The organism is Pseudomonas sp. M20 (genome assembly GCF_045037865.1).
In the GTDB taxonomy this organism is placed as follows: domain Bacteria; phylum Pseudomonadota; class Gammaproteobacteria; order Pseudomonadales; family Pseudomonadaceae; genus Aquipseudomonas.
Window position 1 is genome coordinate 1,967,188 of record NZ_CP173611.1, and the last position, 14,076, is coordinate 1,981,263.

The window sequence follows — 14,076 nt, forward strand, 5'->3', positions numbered from 1 at the left end:
TGACGATGATGGCGGCCCTTATAAGTGCTCAGGTTTTCGATGAATCGTTGATGGCTTCGGCCAGATCCTGGTATTCCTCGCAGGACGTACCGCAAATCGATTGGATCTGCTGCAACTGTTCCTGCGCCAGATCGACGCGACCCTTGATCACATAGGCCTCGCCGAGGTATTCGCGCACTTGCGCATACTGCGGATCAAGCTTCACCGATTGCAGGTAATAACCGATGCCCTCATCAGTGCGCCCCAGTTTGCGCGTGGCATAACCGCGATAGTTGAGGGCCTTGGCGGTTTTCGGTTGCTTGAGCGTATCGAGCAGCGCCAGGGCTTCTTCGTAGCGACCGACCTTGGCGAGGCGATAGGCATAATCGGTACGGTCGGCATCTGAAAGTGCTTTGCTGACTTGCATCACGCACTTCTGCGTTTTGCTGTCCCAGACCTGGCCTTTCGGGCATTCGGGTTTCTGTACCGGAGCTTCTTCATCACCGTTGGCGAAGGCCAATTGGCTGGACATCGCGGCGGCCAGTAACAACGGGGCGGCGAACATAACGGAACGGATAGTCATGGGCAAGGCTCCACAGGGGGTTATGTTTCACTTTGAACACCACAGCGTGAATTTTTATTCATTGCTTTATCAGTGACTGTTCAAGTTCAGCGTAAATTCAAGCGCTATGCTCGGGAGCGTCTGCCGTCGATCCGATGTTTTGCCGTAAGGAGCGTTGCCATGACCGACCACGTCCATCACTCAGCCGCTGCCGGCTACAAAACCGCTGCCGACAGCTACGTCAAAGGGCGGCCGGACTATCCGCCGCAGGTTAGTCAGTGGTTGGCCGCGACGCTGGGTCTGGATGGGCACAAGACCGTGATCGATCTGGGCGCCGGCACCGGAAAATTCACCGGGCGTCTGGTAGCGACCGGTGCGCAAGTGATCGCGGTTGAGCCAGTGGCGCAAATGCTGGAAAAGCTCTCGGACGCCTGGCCTGAAGTCCTGGCCGTGAGCGGCACGGCGACTGACTTGCCGTTGCCCGACGCTTCCGTGGATGTGGTGATTTGCGCGCAAGCGTTTCACTGGTTCGCCAGCACCGAGGCACTGAGCGAAATCGCCCGGGTGCTTAAACCCGGTGGCAAGTTGGGGTTGATCTGGAACCTGCGCGACACCCAGGTCAGTTGGGTGCCGAAACTGGACGCCATCGTCAATGCGCTGGAAGGGGACACGCCGCGCTATTACACCGGCGCGTGGCGCACAGCGTTTCCGCACCCGGCATTCGCGCCGCTGCAGGTTGAACGGTTTCACCATGGCCATACCGGCTCACCGGAAGATGTGATCTTCAACCGCGTGCGCTCGACCAGTTTCATTGCCGCGCTGCCGGAGGCGCAGCGGGCGCAGGTTGATGAGCAGATTCGCGCGTTGATTGCCGCCGAGCCTGAGTTACGCGGCAGGGACGTGGTGACAGTGCCTTACGAAACCGCCGCGTTCGTCGCCGTGAAAAAGGGCTGAATCCCACGACACTCCGCTATCGCGAGCAGGCTCACTCCTACAGGGGTTTCAGGTGTTCATAGTATCTGGCTGCACTTTTCCACCGCCTTGCGTCGTTCGCGAACCCCACGCACCACCAGATACAACAACGGCCCAACCGAGACAAAAACCGCCGTCAACAACAAATACGGCAGCACCGACCAAACCGACTGCCCACGCGACCGCGCATCCTTGACCATCCAGATACCCGCCAGCGTGGCCAGCAGATACAGATCAATCACCACCTGCGCCGTATCGGGCCGCGACATCAGGCTGATGCCAAAATCGATCAACGACTGTTCAGCCTGGAGCATCACCGAAACGGTGTAACCGCTAAAAGCGAGCAAAGCCGTGAGGGGCAGGGCGATCGACATCATGCATTCCTTCCGTGGTGTGATGAGAGAGTCGCCAGACTAACGCCGCCGCGCAAAATTGGCCATTGACTCGCCAATAGCGCACAGGCTAATTTCCAGCCCATGACTTCGACTGTATCGCGCTGCCAGCCAATGATTATTACCGCCATTCCTCATTTGGCGGGCTAGCTCACGACTGCAGCACCCAACCCGCCCTAGAGGCGGGTTTTTACTTTCTGTCTCCGGGGTTTTGAAAAAATGTCAGGAGACGACCATGCCGCACAGCCCCGACCAGCAAACCCTGCTTGAACACTATGTGAAAAAGATCCTCGCCGCGCCGGTGTACGACCTTGCGGTGCGCACGCCTTTGCAAGCGGCGCCGGCGCTGTCGGAGGCGTTGGGCAACCGGATTCTGCTCAAGCGTGAAGACCTGCAACCGACGTTCTCCTTCAAGATCCGTGGCGCTTACAACAAACTGGTACAACTCAGTGAAGAACAGAAGGCGCGCGGAGTGATCACCGCCTCGGCCGGCAATCACGCGCAAGGCGTGGCGTTGGCAGCGCGCGAACTCGGGATTGCGGCGACCATCGTCATGCCAGCGACAACGCCGGAACTGAAAGTGCTGGGTGTGCGCAGTCGCGGCGCTGAAGCGTTGCTGCACGGCGAGAGTTTCCCGTTCGCGCTGGCCCATGCGCTGCAACTGGCGGAACAGACCGGGCGCACCTTCGTGTCACCGTTCGATGACCCGGAGGTAATCGCCGGGCAGGGCACCGTGGCGATGGAAATCCTCCGCCAACATCAAGGTTCGCTGGATGCGATTTTTATCCCGGTAGGTGGTGGCGGTCTGATCGCCGGCATCGCCGCCTACGTCAAATACCTGCGCCCGGAAGTGCGGATCATCGGCGTCGAATCCGAACATTCAGCGTGCCTGAAGGCTGCGCTCGAAGCTGATCAACGCGTCGTGCTGCCCACGGTGGGGACGTTCGCCGATGGCGTGGCGGTAGCGCAGATCGGCGCGTTCGGGTTTGAGGTGTGCCGCTTTTGCGTCGACGAAGTGATCACCGTCAGCAATGACGACCTCTGCGCAGCGATCAAGAACATCTACGACGATACCCGCTCGATCACCGAACCTTCCGGCGCCTTGGCCGTGGCCGGGATCAAGCAGTACGTAGCGCGAACCGGGGTGAGCGAGCAGACATTCGTGGCAATCGACTCGGGCGCCAATATCAACTTCGACAGTCTGCGCCATGTCGCCGAGCGCACCGCAGTCTGCAGCGTCTCGGCGTGAAGCGGTTTACGGCAGTAACGGGCGCAGGAAGCTGCGCTCGTAGCTGACGATAAACTTCTTCTCGACCAGGCTGGCCACCAGTGCGGTGCTTTCCGGGTCAGTCATCGCGATGTGCCGGTAGCTTTCGTAATCCGCCAGCGACGGAAAACTGAACAGGCAATAAGCGATGTTGCTCGCGCCTTCGGACGGCAGGAAGTAGCCGTGATGCGTGCCGCCCAAGCGCTCGACGATGCCGAGCCAGGCCTTGGCGTAGGCCTCGAACTCGGGCAATTGGTATGGATCAATGACATATCGGACATGGCAGGTAATCAAACGACGCACTCCTTGTTCGGGTTATTCCTGCAGGGCTGTACCGACTTTGTCCGACGCCGACCAGATGCGATATCGCACTTCGACGTCCGACGGCGCATACACCACGACCGGCAATTTGCTGTTGTAACGCAGCATGAAACCGTCACCGACGACCGGCACGAACGCGCGTTTCTTCTGGCTGCCGGGCGGGCAGGCCATCATCGTGCTCATCGGCCCGATGACTTTTTCCAGTCGATAGAACGGATAACCCCAGCCTTCAAGATTCTTCTCATCGAGAACACCGCCCAAACGCTGGCGGTTGCAGTCCACTTCAAGGGTTTTGCCGGCGAGGATTTCCACCTGGAAGTTCTCTTCCTGCTCTTGCTTGGGCAAGTGAATGACCTGGCGAGTGAACCCGGCTTCAGCCTTCGGGAACGGCGCGACGTCTTCAAGCTTGGCGGCGTGGGCGAGGGTGGACAGGCTGGCGATGAACAAACCGGTGGTCGCGTAGACGCGTAAAGAACCCATGGAAGCCTCCGTGCGGGTGTAGGGTGGATGACGGGCATTCTTACCGTCATGGGCCGTGATTGCAAACCAGCGTCGAGTTGCAAATTGCAGTACCCGCCAAGGCCATTCTTGCAAATTGCAAGTAGCCAAATACTGGCACCGCCGCCAAGTGCTTGATTTCATGAGGGTGAAAATGAACCGATGAAAGGCACGCTTTATGCGTCTTTTCAGTGCGGCGCACCGGCCTTGGGCGCCTACACTCCAATGGGCATTTCGCAGTACCACCGCTTGTCGCACCAGGGAAACAGCGGGGACACACCCGTGTAGGGGCAGCAACGGTCAGCGTGAATACTTGATTGGCATCTCACAGTAAGGAGAGGGTTTCGCCATGTTTCTGTCTGCCTTGGAACTACGCAATATCATTGAAAGCAGTTTTCTGCCGAAACGCTGCCAATGCACGCTGTCGCCGGACTTGTCGATGACCGTCAAGGTTTTCGGCGATCACCAGACCGATCAGGTCGATCTGCTGGTCAGTGGCATCGACGCCAGCCACCTCAATGGCTGTCGTGAAATCAACGAACTGATCGCCGGGCTGCGCTCGGATCTGAACCAGCAAACTGTGCAACATCACTACAGCCCACGCTCCAGAGTCGTTTAACGCACCGTTTCACCCAGTTCGACCGTCACGCGCCGGGCCTGCACAAAACCAAGGCCCAGCGCGAACTCGACCAGCACCGCGAGCAAAATCCCGGGGCCGGCATGACCGTTGAGCCATTCCGCAAAACCCAGCACCGCCAAACCAAAACAACCGACGATAAACCCGTTGCTCAGCGCATTGCGCCCCAGCGACGGCGGTGCGTTGCGCACCAGATAAAACATCACCCCCAACGCCGCAAACAGCACCGCGCTGCGCCGCGCGACAAACCCCGCAGCGTCGGAATACTCGATGCTCCAGATCGCCAGCAGGCTCTCCGGGAAAACGCCCCAGGCCAACGCCAGCAAAAAACACAACGAACAAGTGAAGCCCGACAACGTGCGAAACGACAACTGCATGGCGAATCCTTGCGGCAGTGAGGAGGGCTCCGAGCATAACCGCCGAAACACCCCACGCCTACCGCAAACCCGCAAATCAGACGTTTCTGTCAGTTCTGGAAGTTGCACGCGTCAGACAATTTCCGGTAGCTGATTTCCTCAGGCTTACCGGCATTGTCGATGTACTTCATGTCGGCCGTGACCACCTTGCACAGTTGCGTTGGCGGCTCGGTCAACGACACCACTTTGGCCACATGCAGCGGCATGCCGTACTCATACGGCATGGCTTTGGACGTGGCAGAGGTGTCATTGGCCTGGGCCAGCCCGGCAAACGCGGTGCAGGCGAGGGCGGCAGTGAGTAATAAAGGACGAATGTTCATGAAAGGACTCCCGAGTGACGGTTCTAGAGTTCGGCGTGATTCACCCGAACCTGCCGCACTGGGCGACAGCCAGAATGGCTGAGGGCGTGCGGTTCAGTAGAGTTTTTGACCACGGCGTTAAGGGATGGTTAACCGAGCTGAACGCCGGCTGTCAGGGAGTGCGGCGGTTTTCTTTGGAAGGTTTGGCGAATTCCTACAAAGGCTGGTGCCTTGTCTGCTTTCGGCGGCTGGAGCGGGGCGGTTATTGTCGGTTGCCGCTGCAAAATCAGTGGTTCGGGTTTGGTCACCCGGGAATAATCGATTGCATATGTGCCATCATTTGCACCGCGGAGTTCTTTGACCGTGAAGTGCATAGCTGTGGCGGCCGTGTGCAGGACGCCTTCGGGCGAGCTGAGTTGATTGTTCTCGGTTGACCAAGCCTGTACACGGTCCGCCTCCCATCGTTTGGTCACGGTGTCGGCGGTTACTTTTGAAACAATCGAGTAATCAATATGCCAATAATCAAACTGCTACAAAACCGCTATCTCCCCCTCAGCAGCAATGTCACCGAAACCCCGACACTGCTCATCGACACCCAAGCCAACCCGAAAGACATCCTCGAAGCCGCCGTCCAGCGCATCCGCGCCGCCGCCGACTTGCTCGAAACCCTGCATTGCCTGTGCTTCAAACACGCCGACGTGCAAGACATTCCACACATCACCCATGCGCTTTACCTGCTGACGCAGGATGGCAATGATTTGCTGCAGGTCGCGCAGCAGCAGATGTTGAGTTGGAAGGCGCCGGTTTAACAAAACGCGAAAGCAGGGGAGTCTGTCTGGACTCCCCTTGGCCATGTGATTCATTCAGGTCTCAGTGTACGGAATCACCATTCACTCTCTTTGTACGTCGTCGGTAATCGGGAGACGCGAATTATCCTTCGTGTCTTATACAGGCTGAAGTTCATCAACCCATTCCCAATGTGACGACTCCAATAGCAAGTGCGTGAGCCGTCACGGCAAGAAATTTTCGCTTGGAGCATGTTCATACCGAAATCATGCAGTCCTTAGTTGAGCGCTGCCCGCGTGAGGAATCATCGCGAGTTGAACGTCGACATTGTTCTCTTTCTTTGCTAGCCAGCGTTGCAGGTTCTGGTCATGTTCAGGCGCCTGAGTGGCAGAACCGTAGATATCCTCAGGTGTGAGCTTGAGATAGCTCAGGGTATGAAGGCGCTGGCGGGAGGTGTCCAATCGACCGATTTCCGCCCGCAACACACTTGCTTGCTGCATGGCGGCTCGGCGATCCGATTGGAAAGGGCTATTCAACTCCGCCTCTTTGGTTTTCAAGCGTTCCTGCATTTCCTGCAGTTGGAAGTAGATCTGATCGTATTCAGTCTTTGTTACCACCGTTCCGCCGCCTTCCTGGGTCTGCTGCCAGCGGCGCAACGTTGCCCATGCGTTTGGAATGTAGGATGGCAGCATGTAGTGGTGAGGCATCTGGAATAGTTGCTGGATGAATAGAGCCCGGTCGGGCAAGTCACCGAACTTTTTCACTGCCCGGGTGCACGCGGCTTCCTCGATGGATTCGCAACCCGGGTTCCACAGCACCGAAGATTGCTCACGGCCTTTGAAGTGCACAGGCATAAAGTGATGCAGGTCGCCCTGATGCTCGTAAGCCGAACCACCTGTTCGACTTAAACCCAAGGCAAAAATCAACGCGCCCAGTGGCGCCGTGATAAAGCTGAGCACCACACCTGGGACCCAGATTCTCTTACGAGTGTTCATCCACGGTGCCGGTACGCTTGGGATCGGGTCGTTGTCGTTGACCATGCGGTGGTGCGCCAAGGCCGTTGCACCCTGAACAAAATCTGCGTCCCCTGCTCGGGGCGAACCATATGTATAAAGCAAAATGTCGTAATTTTTTGCGCTTTGCCTGAGCGCCTCTGCGAGTAATGTCGCAATGGCTCCTCCAAGGCTGTGGCCACAGATAATTACTTTTTGATCAACATGGAAACTGTCGAGGTAAGCTTGGACGAATTCCCTCATTGCTTGATAGGCCTGGTAAAAGCCTTGGTGAGCTTTGCCTACGCCAGGATTTACAGGAATTTGCTCCGCATCGGTATCTCGAACAAAGTCGACGAGTTCTAATGTTCCACGTATGGAAATAAGAACAACCTCGTCATGATGTGTCATGAACGCTTGGGTGTTAGTTCCACCATCAGCTTTACTGTCATCAAAGAAATGCCACTTTGCAGGGTGTTCCTGCTTGCCCCCCTGTTGCGGTTTGTTTTGTTCATACAAAGTCGGATCGAATGGCAAAATTTCGAAACGCTTGGAGTATGGGACGTCTTCATAAAGCGGATAGTACGCAGCAGACTGCTGCGCGTTAATCTTCCAAGACTCCTTATAACAAGCCATACCCTCTCCAAACATATTTCCTACGCTGGGCTCGAGGGGGAAACTCACCGTATCAGTAGGCTGCTCCGCCGGTGACTGTCCGAAGTCACAATAGCTCAATGCCGCAAACAATGAGAGTTGATACAAATTCAATGCACTAAACTTGTTGTCTCTCGAGAGCATTGGGCGGAAAGCCCGCAGCGGGCGCACTTCCAGAACTGTGAGTGTGTTCGGTACCAGGGCAACACCCCAAAGATCTGGTTGCTCCGGACCGAAACCGATGTCGCCCAGTACTTTTAGCAGATTCTGATTGGGAGGGTATTTGGCTTTTGACTCCGGAGGGAGATGCGAGCTTTTTTCAACGAGGTGGCGTACTTCGACATGAAAAAATTGATCCGCTTCAGATTTTGCTGGGTTGTTGTCAACTCTTTGGCCATCTTTACGGATGAATCGCGTTTTTTCGGCTCGAACCTGCAGCTCGCTGACTTTCAGCGGGTAGTTTGGCCGGCTCATCAACCAGTTATAGTCTTCTTCGCTACCGGTGTAAGGCTGATCCACGGTCAGCACGACAGGCCCTTCGTAGTGGTTTAGAACTTCACCAAAACCGGTGGCGTCTAGCGTACCTTCATATCGCTGTCCAACGCTGTCGGTGACCACATATTTAAGCCCGGCATAGGGCTTGCCATTCCCGGACTCGTCAACTAGCCGAAATCGAACTTTGGTGCCTCTGAGTGGGCAGGGCTCTTTGGCATCTTTTAGTAGTGGTTGTGCTGCTTTTTTGACCGTCATTGATGAATGTCCTTATTCCGTACACGTCGGGTAGATCGTGCAATCTCGCCCGTCCGGCATTTTGAAAGGTTTGAAATCGGTAGTGTTACCGCGACAGAACGCATAGGGATCTTCCAGACTCTTGCCCATGCAACGCTTCCATCCTTTCGGAAATTTCACCCAATTGTCACCTACGGCCGGCCTCTCATCATTGGACACAGTGAAGGTGACTCTCAATGTCTTCCCCACTAACTGCGGACGCTTCAAGGGCCCTTCGGCGATAGCACCATTTTTTTCTTCTTGCGTCGCCACCGGAGCGCATTTAAGGATTTTTGCTATAACGCGATTGGACCCGACAGTGCGGAATAGCCACTCGCACTCCCGTTGCAACTTAAGTGGAGACGGTGGATGAGTCCCATCAGTCGGGCCGTCCTCAAACTGGATTCCCGAATAGTCTTTGCCTACGTCTACCGGACCAGCAGCGTATTTGGCGTAAATCTCATAGTCGAGATTATCCAAAACCAGCGGACATCCGCCCTCCACACTTGTAAGGGCAACCTGAAAGTTCGCAGTTTGAGCTTTCTCACTGCGTTTCTGTTCGAAGAACTTGAAACCCGGATGTTCACGGCCTTTCTTCACTGGAACAGAACACGTCTCACCCATCCGAGGCACATATTGCGCTTCAACCAATATCTGAAACCCGGGGGGAAGCTCAGTCACTAAAGTAAAACTGTCTTGCTGAGCAACCGAACAGCCAGTAGCCCCAATCGCACCCAACCCGATCATGATGCTGCGAACAAACCCATTGGAAATATTGCGATGACGCATTTGATTGTCCTTTGACTCGGGCGATCGTTTCGAGCGAGCGACACCCAAAGTTTCGATATTAATTCAGTGCGTAGTCGTCGCTGTGTTTAGCAAAAAACCGTTCACACCGCTCAAAATGCTTCTCCGGCGTTTCTCCAGGTAAGGGCTGCCAAGCCAGGTCCTCGGCATTCCTGGGGTCGAGGCGCAGGGTCAACATGAACTCCCGCTGCTCTGGCGTGTTCCATTGCCAGGCCTGGAGCAGGTCCATCTGCTCTTCCAGCCATTCGAGGATCGGGCGGGTTTCTGAGAGTTTTGCGGCGGTTTCGGCGTGATACACCAGCAACCAGCGCTTGAGGTTCGCACGCAAGATTTCGCGGGTTCGCTCTGGCGGCGTAGGGGCTTGAAGCCATGGTGCCGGGTTAGGTACGGCATACATGCCTGGTTTGCCGTTATCCGCACTTCTCCACTGATTCTCCTCCCAATACAGCACACTGCTGATCGGACCCAGCAGCAGCGGCCATTCGATTTCCTTCATGTTGCCCAGGCAGCGGGCCAGAACCCGGTTGTCTTGAAAACGGAACAGCGAGCGCTCGCCGTCTTCGTCGATGACCATGCGAGCGATCCAGTGCTGGGTCAGGCTGTCGAGATCAGCCTTGTCCATGCTGCCGATCCAGCCCCAGTTGCGCTGTGGGTCATCGAGTAGTTTGCGGAACGCATCGTTGCCCGGGTTCTGTAATTCGGTCAGCCATGGACTGATGGCGGCGAACTGCGCGTATTCGGTACGGCGGTAAAGTTGTACCGAGCGTTGCATGACGCCGGCGCTATACAGCGAGGTGACCGGATTGGGTTCGGCGAGGCTGTCCAGTGCCAGAATCAGCACGCGATTGAGTCTGGCCTGTTCGCCTAGCCAGTTGTTGAGTGCTTCGCTCATGCTGTAGCTCCCAGATCGCATTTGCCTTCGCGGCAGGCTTCGCAGATCGGGCAACGTATGTCGCCGGCAGCGCGAGCGGCTTTGGCCAAGGCCATCTGTGCGGCGGCCGGGACGAGCAGGGCACCTGCTTTGTCTTTCGCTGCGGCCCACGGTATGACAGGTTCCAGAATCCCGATCCCGGTTCCCACCCCAGGCGCACCACCGGTATTCACCTTCACCTCAGCCCCGCTGATGGTCACACCACCGGCATCCACCTTCACAAAGCTCCCGCCCGCCTTGGCGGTCAGCTCCATGCCGCCCTCGATCACCACTTTCTCACCCGCGTGATAGTGAATCTCTGTCCCGGCCTCGACAAACTGCGCCGTACCTACTTTCACATGCTGAGTCACGCCCACGGTCAGGTGATCATCCGCGCGCATCTCACTGATACGATCCAGATGCGTAATCCGGTGCTCTTCAACCTTGAACTCACTCAGCGTATTGGCTTCAACGGTGTCGTGCCGTTCATTCCCGACACGAATCTTCTGATCGTGCTCAATGTTTTCGTCCCAGTCGCGTTGGGCGTGGATATAGATCTGCTCGACGCCTTTCTTGTCTTCAATGCGGAATTCGTTGTAGCCCTTGCCGCCCGGTGAGCTCAGGGTTTTGAAGGTGCTGCGGGTCTTGTTTGCCGGCAGGTCGTAGGGGACGACGTTTTCCTTGTGGTACAGGCAACCGGTGACCAGCGGCTGGTCGGGATCGCCTTCGAGGAAGGTAACGAGGACTTCCATGCCGATGCGCGGGATGGCGATGCCGCCATAAGCCGCGCCGGCCCAGCCGCTGGCGACGCGCATCCAGCAGGTGGTTTTGTCGTTGGACTGACCGTCGCGGTCCCAGTGGAATTGCACTTTGATGCGGCCGTACTGGTCGCAGTGGATTTCTTCGCCTGCGGGGCCGGTGACGACGGCAGTCTGGCTGCCGAGGACTTTCGGTTTCGGGTGTTCAAGGGCAGGGCGGTAGTGCGCGTCCCACGGGGTGGCGAGGAAGCTGTTGCGGTAGCCCTGGTGGAAATCGCTTTTGTTCTCGGTGACGTCGCTGGTGACGTTCTCGCCGAGTACTTGCGGTTGTTTGCCTTCGTGGAAGACTTCCAGCAGCAGCCACAGTTCATTCCACTCGGCGCGCGGGTGTTCAGCGAGCGTGAGGAAATGGCCGCTGGTGAGGGTTGGTTCGTCACCTTTGCCTTCGGCGAGTTTGTAGTCGCTGCGATGGCGTTCCAGCGCGCGGGTGGAAAGGAACTTGCCGCGCTCGCGGGTGGTGAAGCGGCCGGGGTAGTCGTAGTCTTCGAGGTCCGGGGCAAAGGTGCTTTTCGCGGTGCCTTCGGGGAGGATCTGCGGTTTTTCGAAGTCGTAGTCGCGGCGGCTGACGCGGGTGGTGCGGGTTTCCAGACGCAGGTTGAAGCGTTTGATCACTGGTTTGTCGGCGGCCATGCCGGAGTCTTGCTGGTAGCTCACCGGTTTCAGCTTACGGAAAACGGTCTGGTCGTCGCCGAACACCAGTTTGTGGCCGCTGCTGCTGTGCTGGAAGTGGAAGTGAATGCCTTCTTCCTCGCACAGGCGCTGGATGAAATGCAGGTCGGATTCGTCGTACTGCACGCAGTACTCGCGTTCCGGGTATTCGGCGTTGAGCTGGAAGCTGTAGGCGTCGGCGAGGATGCCGCGATCTTCCAGGACCTGAGCGATGATCTTCGGCACGGTCAGTTGCTGGAAAATCTGCTGATCGTGGTTGTGCCGCAGGTATGCCAGTTGTGGCACCAGGCTGAGGCTGTAACGGGTCAGGGTCTTGCCGGAGTCGCCTTGCTCGATGCGATAGACCAGACCGTGGATCTTGCCTTCGCCGGTCGGGCCGAAAGTCAGGACGCCGGGCTTGTGCAGCAGCTCTTCGAGTTTGAGGTCGGGGCGCGCGCTGACGAGTTCGAGGTCGAAACGGAACGGTTGGTTGAGGGCTTCGCGACCGGTGAAGCTGAGGACTTGCAGGTCGGCGTTGGCGCCTTCAAGCGTGAGGGTAATGTGGGTTGCGTTGGCGTCCAGCATGCCTTGAATTCCGTCCGTTGAATAAGCAGGTGACGGATGATGGAGGATTCGGCGGCACCGTTCAAGGCACAAAAGCCGTAGGTCTGGCAGGTTTGCGGTATAGGGAAAACCCTTAGTTCGGGTGTTTCGCCCAATGAAACCGGGTGTTTGCTGCGAATTGGCGTTGATTGCCGGCAACTTTTCCCACGACCCTGCGTTGAAGAATCCTCAGTCAGATTCAGACTAAAGTCGCCTGTAGCACGTCAAAGCCATCTGCCATCATTGCCGCTCACCCCTGCGTGTTCACTTTCTCCTGGTTCAATCCGACCCGGGACGGGAGCTATTTTTCTGGCTTGTTGCGCGCTTGCGCAAACGCTGCATTGTTGGAGTTTTTCATGCGTCCCCCATTTCCCCTCATCACCCCGCGCCAGTCGTTTGGCTTCGGAGCCTTTGTGCTGTGCGCAGGTTTTACCGCACAGGTTCAGGCCAGCGGATTCTTTGAAGACACCACGGCGAAAATCGAGTCGCGCACGGTGTACTTCAACCGCGATTTCCGTGATGGGCACACCACGAACGATCAGGGCGCCTCCAAGCGTGAAGAGTCGGCACAGGGCTTTATTCTCAACCTGCAATCGGGCTACACCGAAGGTACCGTGGGTTTTGGTATTGATGCGCTGGGCATGCTTGGCTTTCAACTCGATTCCAGCCCGGACCGCAGCAACAGCGGCTTGTTGCCATCGAGCGGCAACGACCCGCGCGGCTCGAAAGGTCAGTACGCGAAAATGGGCCTGACCGCTAAGGTCAAGGTCTCGAACACGGTGCTGAAGTACGGCGCGCTGCTGCCGGATCTGCCGTTGCTGAAATACAACGACGGTCGTTTGCTGCCGACGATGTTCAACGGCGCCATGCTCACCTCTAAAGAGCTGAAAGACCTGACCTTCATGGCCGCGCGTCTGGACAAGTACACCGCGCGCGATTCCACCGATTCGCAAGACATCCGCGTGCACTGCAAGAACAAGCGTTACGCCTGCAACACCACTGCCGACCATTTCGACATGTACGGCTTCGACTACAAGATCAACGATCGCCTGACTGCGCAGTATCACTACGCTGAACTTGAAGACATTTATCGTCAGCACTTTGTCGGGCTGTTGGGTAATCAACCGTTAGCTGGCGGTGTTCTTAAGGCGGATCTGCGCGTGCTGAAAAGTGCCGACAGCGGTGATGCCAAGGCCGGTTCCATCGATAACCGTGCGTTGAGCGGCATGCTGTCCTATGCGCACAGCGGCCACACGTTCAGCGCCGGTTGGCAGCGCATGAACGGCGATAACTCGATGCCGTACCTCGATGGCAGCAATCCGTATCTGGTCAACTATGTGCAGGTCAACGACTTTGCCGCTGCGCAGGAACGCTCGTGGCAGTTGCGTTATGACTATGACTTCAAAGCCATTGGCATTAATGGTTTGAGCTTCCTGACTCGCTATGTGAACGGTGATCACATCAAGGTGTTGGGCAGTGATCAGGAAGGCAAGGAGTGGGAACGCGACAGCGAGTTGAAGTATGTGATTCAGACGGGCACGTTCAAGGATGTGAGTTTGCGTTTGAGGAATGCTACGTATCGCACCAATTATGAGAAGTTTGCCCGGGATGTGGATGAGACCCGGTTGATTGTGAGTTATAGCTTCTCCGTCCTGTAACGGCTCCCAATGTAGGAGCTGCCGCAGGCTGCGATCTTTTGACGTTGATTTTAAAAAACCAAGATCAAAAGATCGCAGCCTTCGGCAGC

At 56.8% G+C, this 14,076-nt stretch carries 15 protein-coding genes and 1 pseudogene; 6 read left to right on the forward strand and 10 right to left on the reverse strand.

Features of this window, described 5'->3' with window-relative positions; all coding sequences use genetic code 11:
- Window positions 1-28 precede the first annotated feature (28 nt).
- Window positions 29-562 (reverse strand): tetratricopeptide repeat protein, encoded by a 534-nt coding sequence (locus tag ACI514_RS08945; protein ID WP_160058113.1) that lies wholly within the window; start codon window positions 560-562, stop codon window positions 29-31.
- 159 nt (window positions 563-721) lie between these two features.
- Here ACI514_RS08945 and ACI514_RS08950 point away from each other — a divergent pair, with 159 nt between their 5' ends.
- A complete protein-coding gene (locus ACI514_RS08950) occupies window positions 722-1,495 on the forward strand; it encodes a class I SAM-dependent methyltransferase (protein WP_160058111.1) in 774 nt (257 codons plus the stop codon).
- Window positions 1,496-1,551: 56 nt separating this feature from the next.
- Here ACI514_RS08950 and ACI514_RS08955 read toward each other — a convergent pair whose 3' ends face one another.
- Entirely contained in the window at window positions 1,552-1,890 is a 339-nt protein-coding gene (locus tag ACI514_RS08955) for a DUF2834 domain-containing protein (RefSeq protein ID WP_160058109.1), read from the reverse strand.
- A gap of 250 nt (window positions 1,891-2,140) precedes the next feature.
- Between ACI514_RS08955 and ilvA the strand changes: the two are divergent.
- Window positions 2,141-3,127 (forward strand): annotated as a pseudogene (gene ilvA, locus ACI514_RS08960) (threonine ammonia-lyase, biosynthetic); the annotation flags it as partial.
- A 33-nt stretch (window positions 3,128-3,160) separates the two neighbouring features.
- Here the strand turns inward: ilvA and ACI514_RS08965 are convergent.
- On the reverse strand, window positions 3,161-3,466 hold the full coding sequence (locus ACI514_RS08965) for an NIPSNAP family protein (protein WP_064362707.1): 306 nt from the start codon (window positions 3,464-3,466) through the stop codon (window positions 3,161-3,163).
- A gap of 21 nt (window positions 3,467-3,487) precedes the next feature.
- Complete coding sequence (gene eco / locus ACI514_RS08970; RefSeq protein ID WP_007912158.1) at window positions 3,488-3,973, reverse strand: serine protease inhibitor ecotin; 486 nt, start codon at window positions 3,971-3,973, stop codon at window positions 3,488-3,490.
- A 367-nt stretch (window positions 3,974-4,340) separates the two neighbouring features.
- On the opposite strand from eco, the gene ACI514_RS08975 reads away from it, so the two are divergent.
- On the forward strand, window positions 4,341-4,610 hold the full coding sequence (locus tag ACI514_RS08975) for a DUF1652 domain-containing protein (protein WP_007912157.1): 270 nt from the start codon (window positions 4,341-4,343) through the stop codon (window positions 4,608-4,610).
- Here ACI514_RS08975 and ACI514_RS08980 read toward each other — a convergent pair.
- Both ACI514_RS08980 and ACI514_RS08985 read right to left on the reverse strand, forming a co-directional pair.
- A complete protein-coding gene (locus ACI514_RS08980) occupies window positions 4,607-5,005 on the reverse strand; it encodes a hypothetical protein (RefSeq protein WP_160058105.1) in 399 nt (132 codons plus the stop codon). The genes ACI514_RS08975 and ACI514_RS08980 overlap by 4 nt on opposite strands.
- A gap of 89 nt (window positions 5,006-5,094) precedes the next feature.
- On the reverse strand, window positions 5,095-5,364 hold the full coding sequence (locus ACI514_RS08985; RefSeq protein WP_160058103.1) for a DUF2790 domain-containing protein: 270 nt from the start codon (window positions 5,362-5,364) through the stop codon (window positions 5,095-5,097).
- A gap of 14 nt (window positions 5,365-5,378) precedes the next feature.
- On the opposite strand from ACI514_RS08985, the gene ACI514_RS08990 reads away from it, so the two are divergent.
- Together ACI514_RS08990 and ACI514_RS08995 are read left to right on the forward strand one after the other, a co-directional pair.
- Window positions 5,379-5,777, forward strand: coding sequence for a hypothetical protein (locus tag ACI514_RS08990; RefSeq protein ID WP_160058101.1), 399 nt, complete (start codon window positions 5,379-5,381; stop codon window positions 5,775-5,777).
- Window positions 5,778-5,855: 78 nt separating this feature from the next.
- Entirely contained in the window at window positions 5,856-6,152 is a 297-nt protein-coding gene (locus ACI514_RS08995) for a hypothetical protein (protein WP_007912147.1), read from the forward strand.
- A 243-nt stretch (window positions 6,153-6,395) separates the two neighbouring features.
- On the opposite strand, the gene ACI514_RS09000 is transcribed toward ACI514_RS08995, so the two are convergent.
- From ACI514_RS09000 to ACI514_RS09015, 4 genes are read right to left on the reverse strand one after another with little or no spacing between them, the layout of a single operon-like run.
- Window positions 6,396-8,525, reverse strand: a complete 2,130-nt coding sequence (locus tag ACI514_RS09000) for a lipase family protein (protein ID WP_160058099.1) — start codon at window positions 8,523-8,525, stop codon at window positions 6,396-6,398.
- Window positions 8,526-8,537: 12 nt separating this feature from the next.
- Complete coding sequence (locus tag ACI514_RS09005) at window positions 8,538-9,332, reverse strand: hypothetical protein (RefSeq protein ID WP_160058097.1); 795 nt, start codon at window positions 9,330-9,332, stop codon at window positions 8,538-8,540.
- Window positions 9,333-9,390: 58 nt separating this feature from the next.
- Window positions 9,391-10,242, reverse strand: a complete 852-nt coding sequence (locus ACI514_RS09010) for a DUF4123 domain-containing protein (RefSeq protein WP_160058095.1) — start codon at window positions 10,240-10,242, stop codon at window positions 9,391-9,393.
- Window positions 10,239-12,311: a type VI secretion system tip protein VgrG gene (locus tag ACI514_RS09015; protein ID WP_160058093.1), complete on the reverse strand. Its 2,073-nt coding sequence runs from the start codon at window positions 12,309-12,311 to the stop codon at window positions 10,239-10,241. The genes ACI514_RS09010 and ACI514_RS09015 overlap by 4 nt, the downstream gene beginning before the upstream one ends.
- A 374-nt stretch (window positions 12,312-12,685) precedes the next feature.
- Here ACI514_RS09015 and ACI514_RS09020 point away from each other — a divergent pair, with 374 nt between their 5' ends.
- Entirely contained in the window at window positions 12,686-13,987 is a 1,302-nt protein-coding gene (locus ACI514_RS09020; protein ID WP_405123574.1) for an OprD family porin, read from the forward strand.
- Window positions 13,988-14,076: the final 89 nt, after the last annotated feature.

Coding starts and splice junctions, on each gene's coding strand:
- ACI514_RS08945 (WP_160058113.1), bottom strand. CDS start 562: ATGACTATCCGTTCCGTTATGTTCGCCGCCCCGTTGTTACTGGCCGCC.
- ACI514_RS08950 (WP_160058111.1), top strand. CDS start 722: ATGACCGACCACGTCCATCACTCAGCCGCTGCCGGCTACAAAACCGCT.
- ACI514_RS08955 (WP_160058109.1), bottom strand. CDS start 1,890: ATGATGTCGATCGCCCTGCCCCTCACGGCTTTGCTCGCTTTTAGCGGT.
- eco (WP_007912158.1), bottom strand. CDS start 3,973: ATGGGTTCTTTACGCGTCTACGCGACCACCGGTTTGTTCATCGCCAGC.
- ACI514_RS08975 (WP_007912157.1), top strand. CDS start 4,341: ATGTTTCTGTCTGCCTTGGAACTACGCAATATCATTGAAAGCAGTTTT.
- ACI514_RS08980 (WP_160058105.1), bottom strand. CDS start 5,005: ATGCAGTTGTCGTTTCGCACGTTGTCGGGCTTCACTTGTTCGTTGTGT.
- ACI514_RS08985 (WP_160058103.1), bottom strand. CDS start 5,364: ATGAACATTCGTCCTTTATTACTCACTGCCGCCCTCGCCTGCACCGCG.
- ACI514_RS08995 (WP_007912147.1), top strand. CDS start 5,856: ATGCCAATAATCAAACTGCTACAAAACCGCTATCTCCCCCTCAGCAGC.
- ACI514_RS09000 (WP_160058099.1), bottom strand. CDS start 8,525: ATGACGGTCAAAAAAGCAGCACAACCACTACTAAAAGATGCCAAAGAG.
- ACI514_RS09005 (WP_160058097.1), bottom strand. CDS start 9,332: ATGCGTCATCGCAATATTTCCAATGGGTTTGTTCGCAGCATCATGATC.
- ACI514_RS09010 (WP_160058095.1), bottom strand. CDS start 10,242: ATGAGCGAAGCACTCAACAACTGGCTAGGCGAACAGGCCAGACTCAAT.
- ACI514_RS09015 (WP_160058093.1), bottom strand. CDS start 12,311: ATGCTGGACGCCAACGCAACCCACATTACCCTCACGCTTGAAGGCGCC.
- ACI514_RS09020 (WP_405123574.1), top strand. CDS start 12,686: ATGCGTCCCCCATTTCCCCTCATCACCCCGCGCCAGTCGTTTGGCTTC.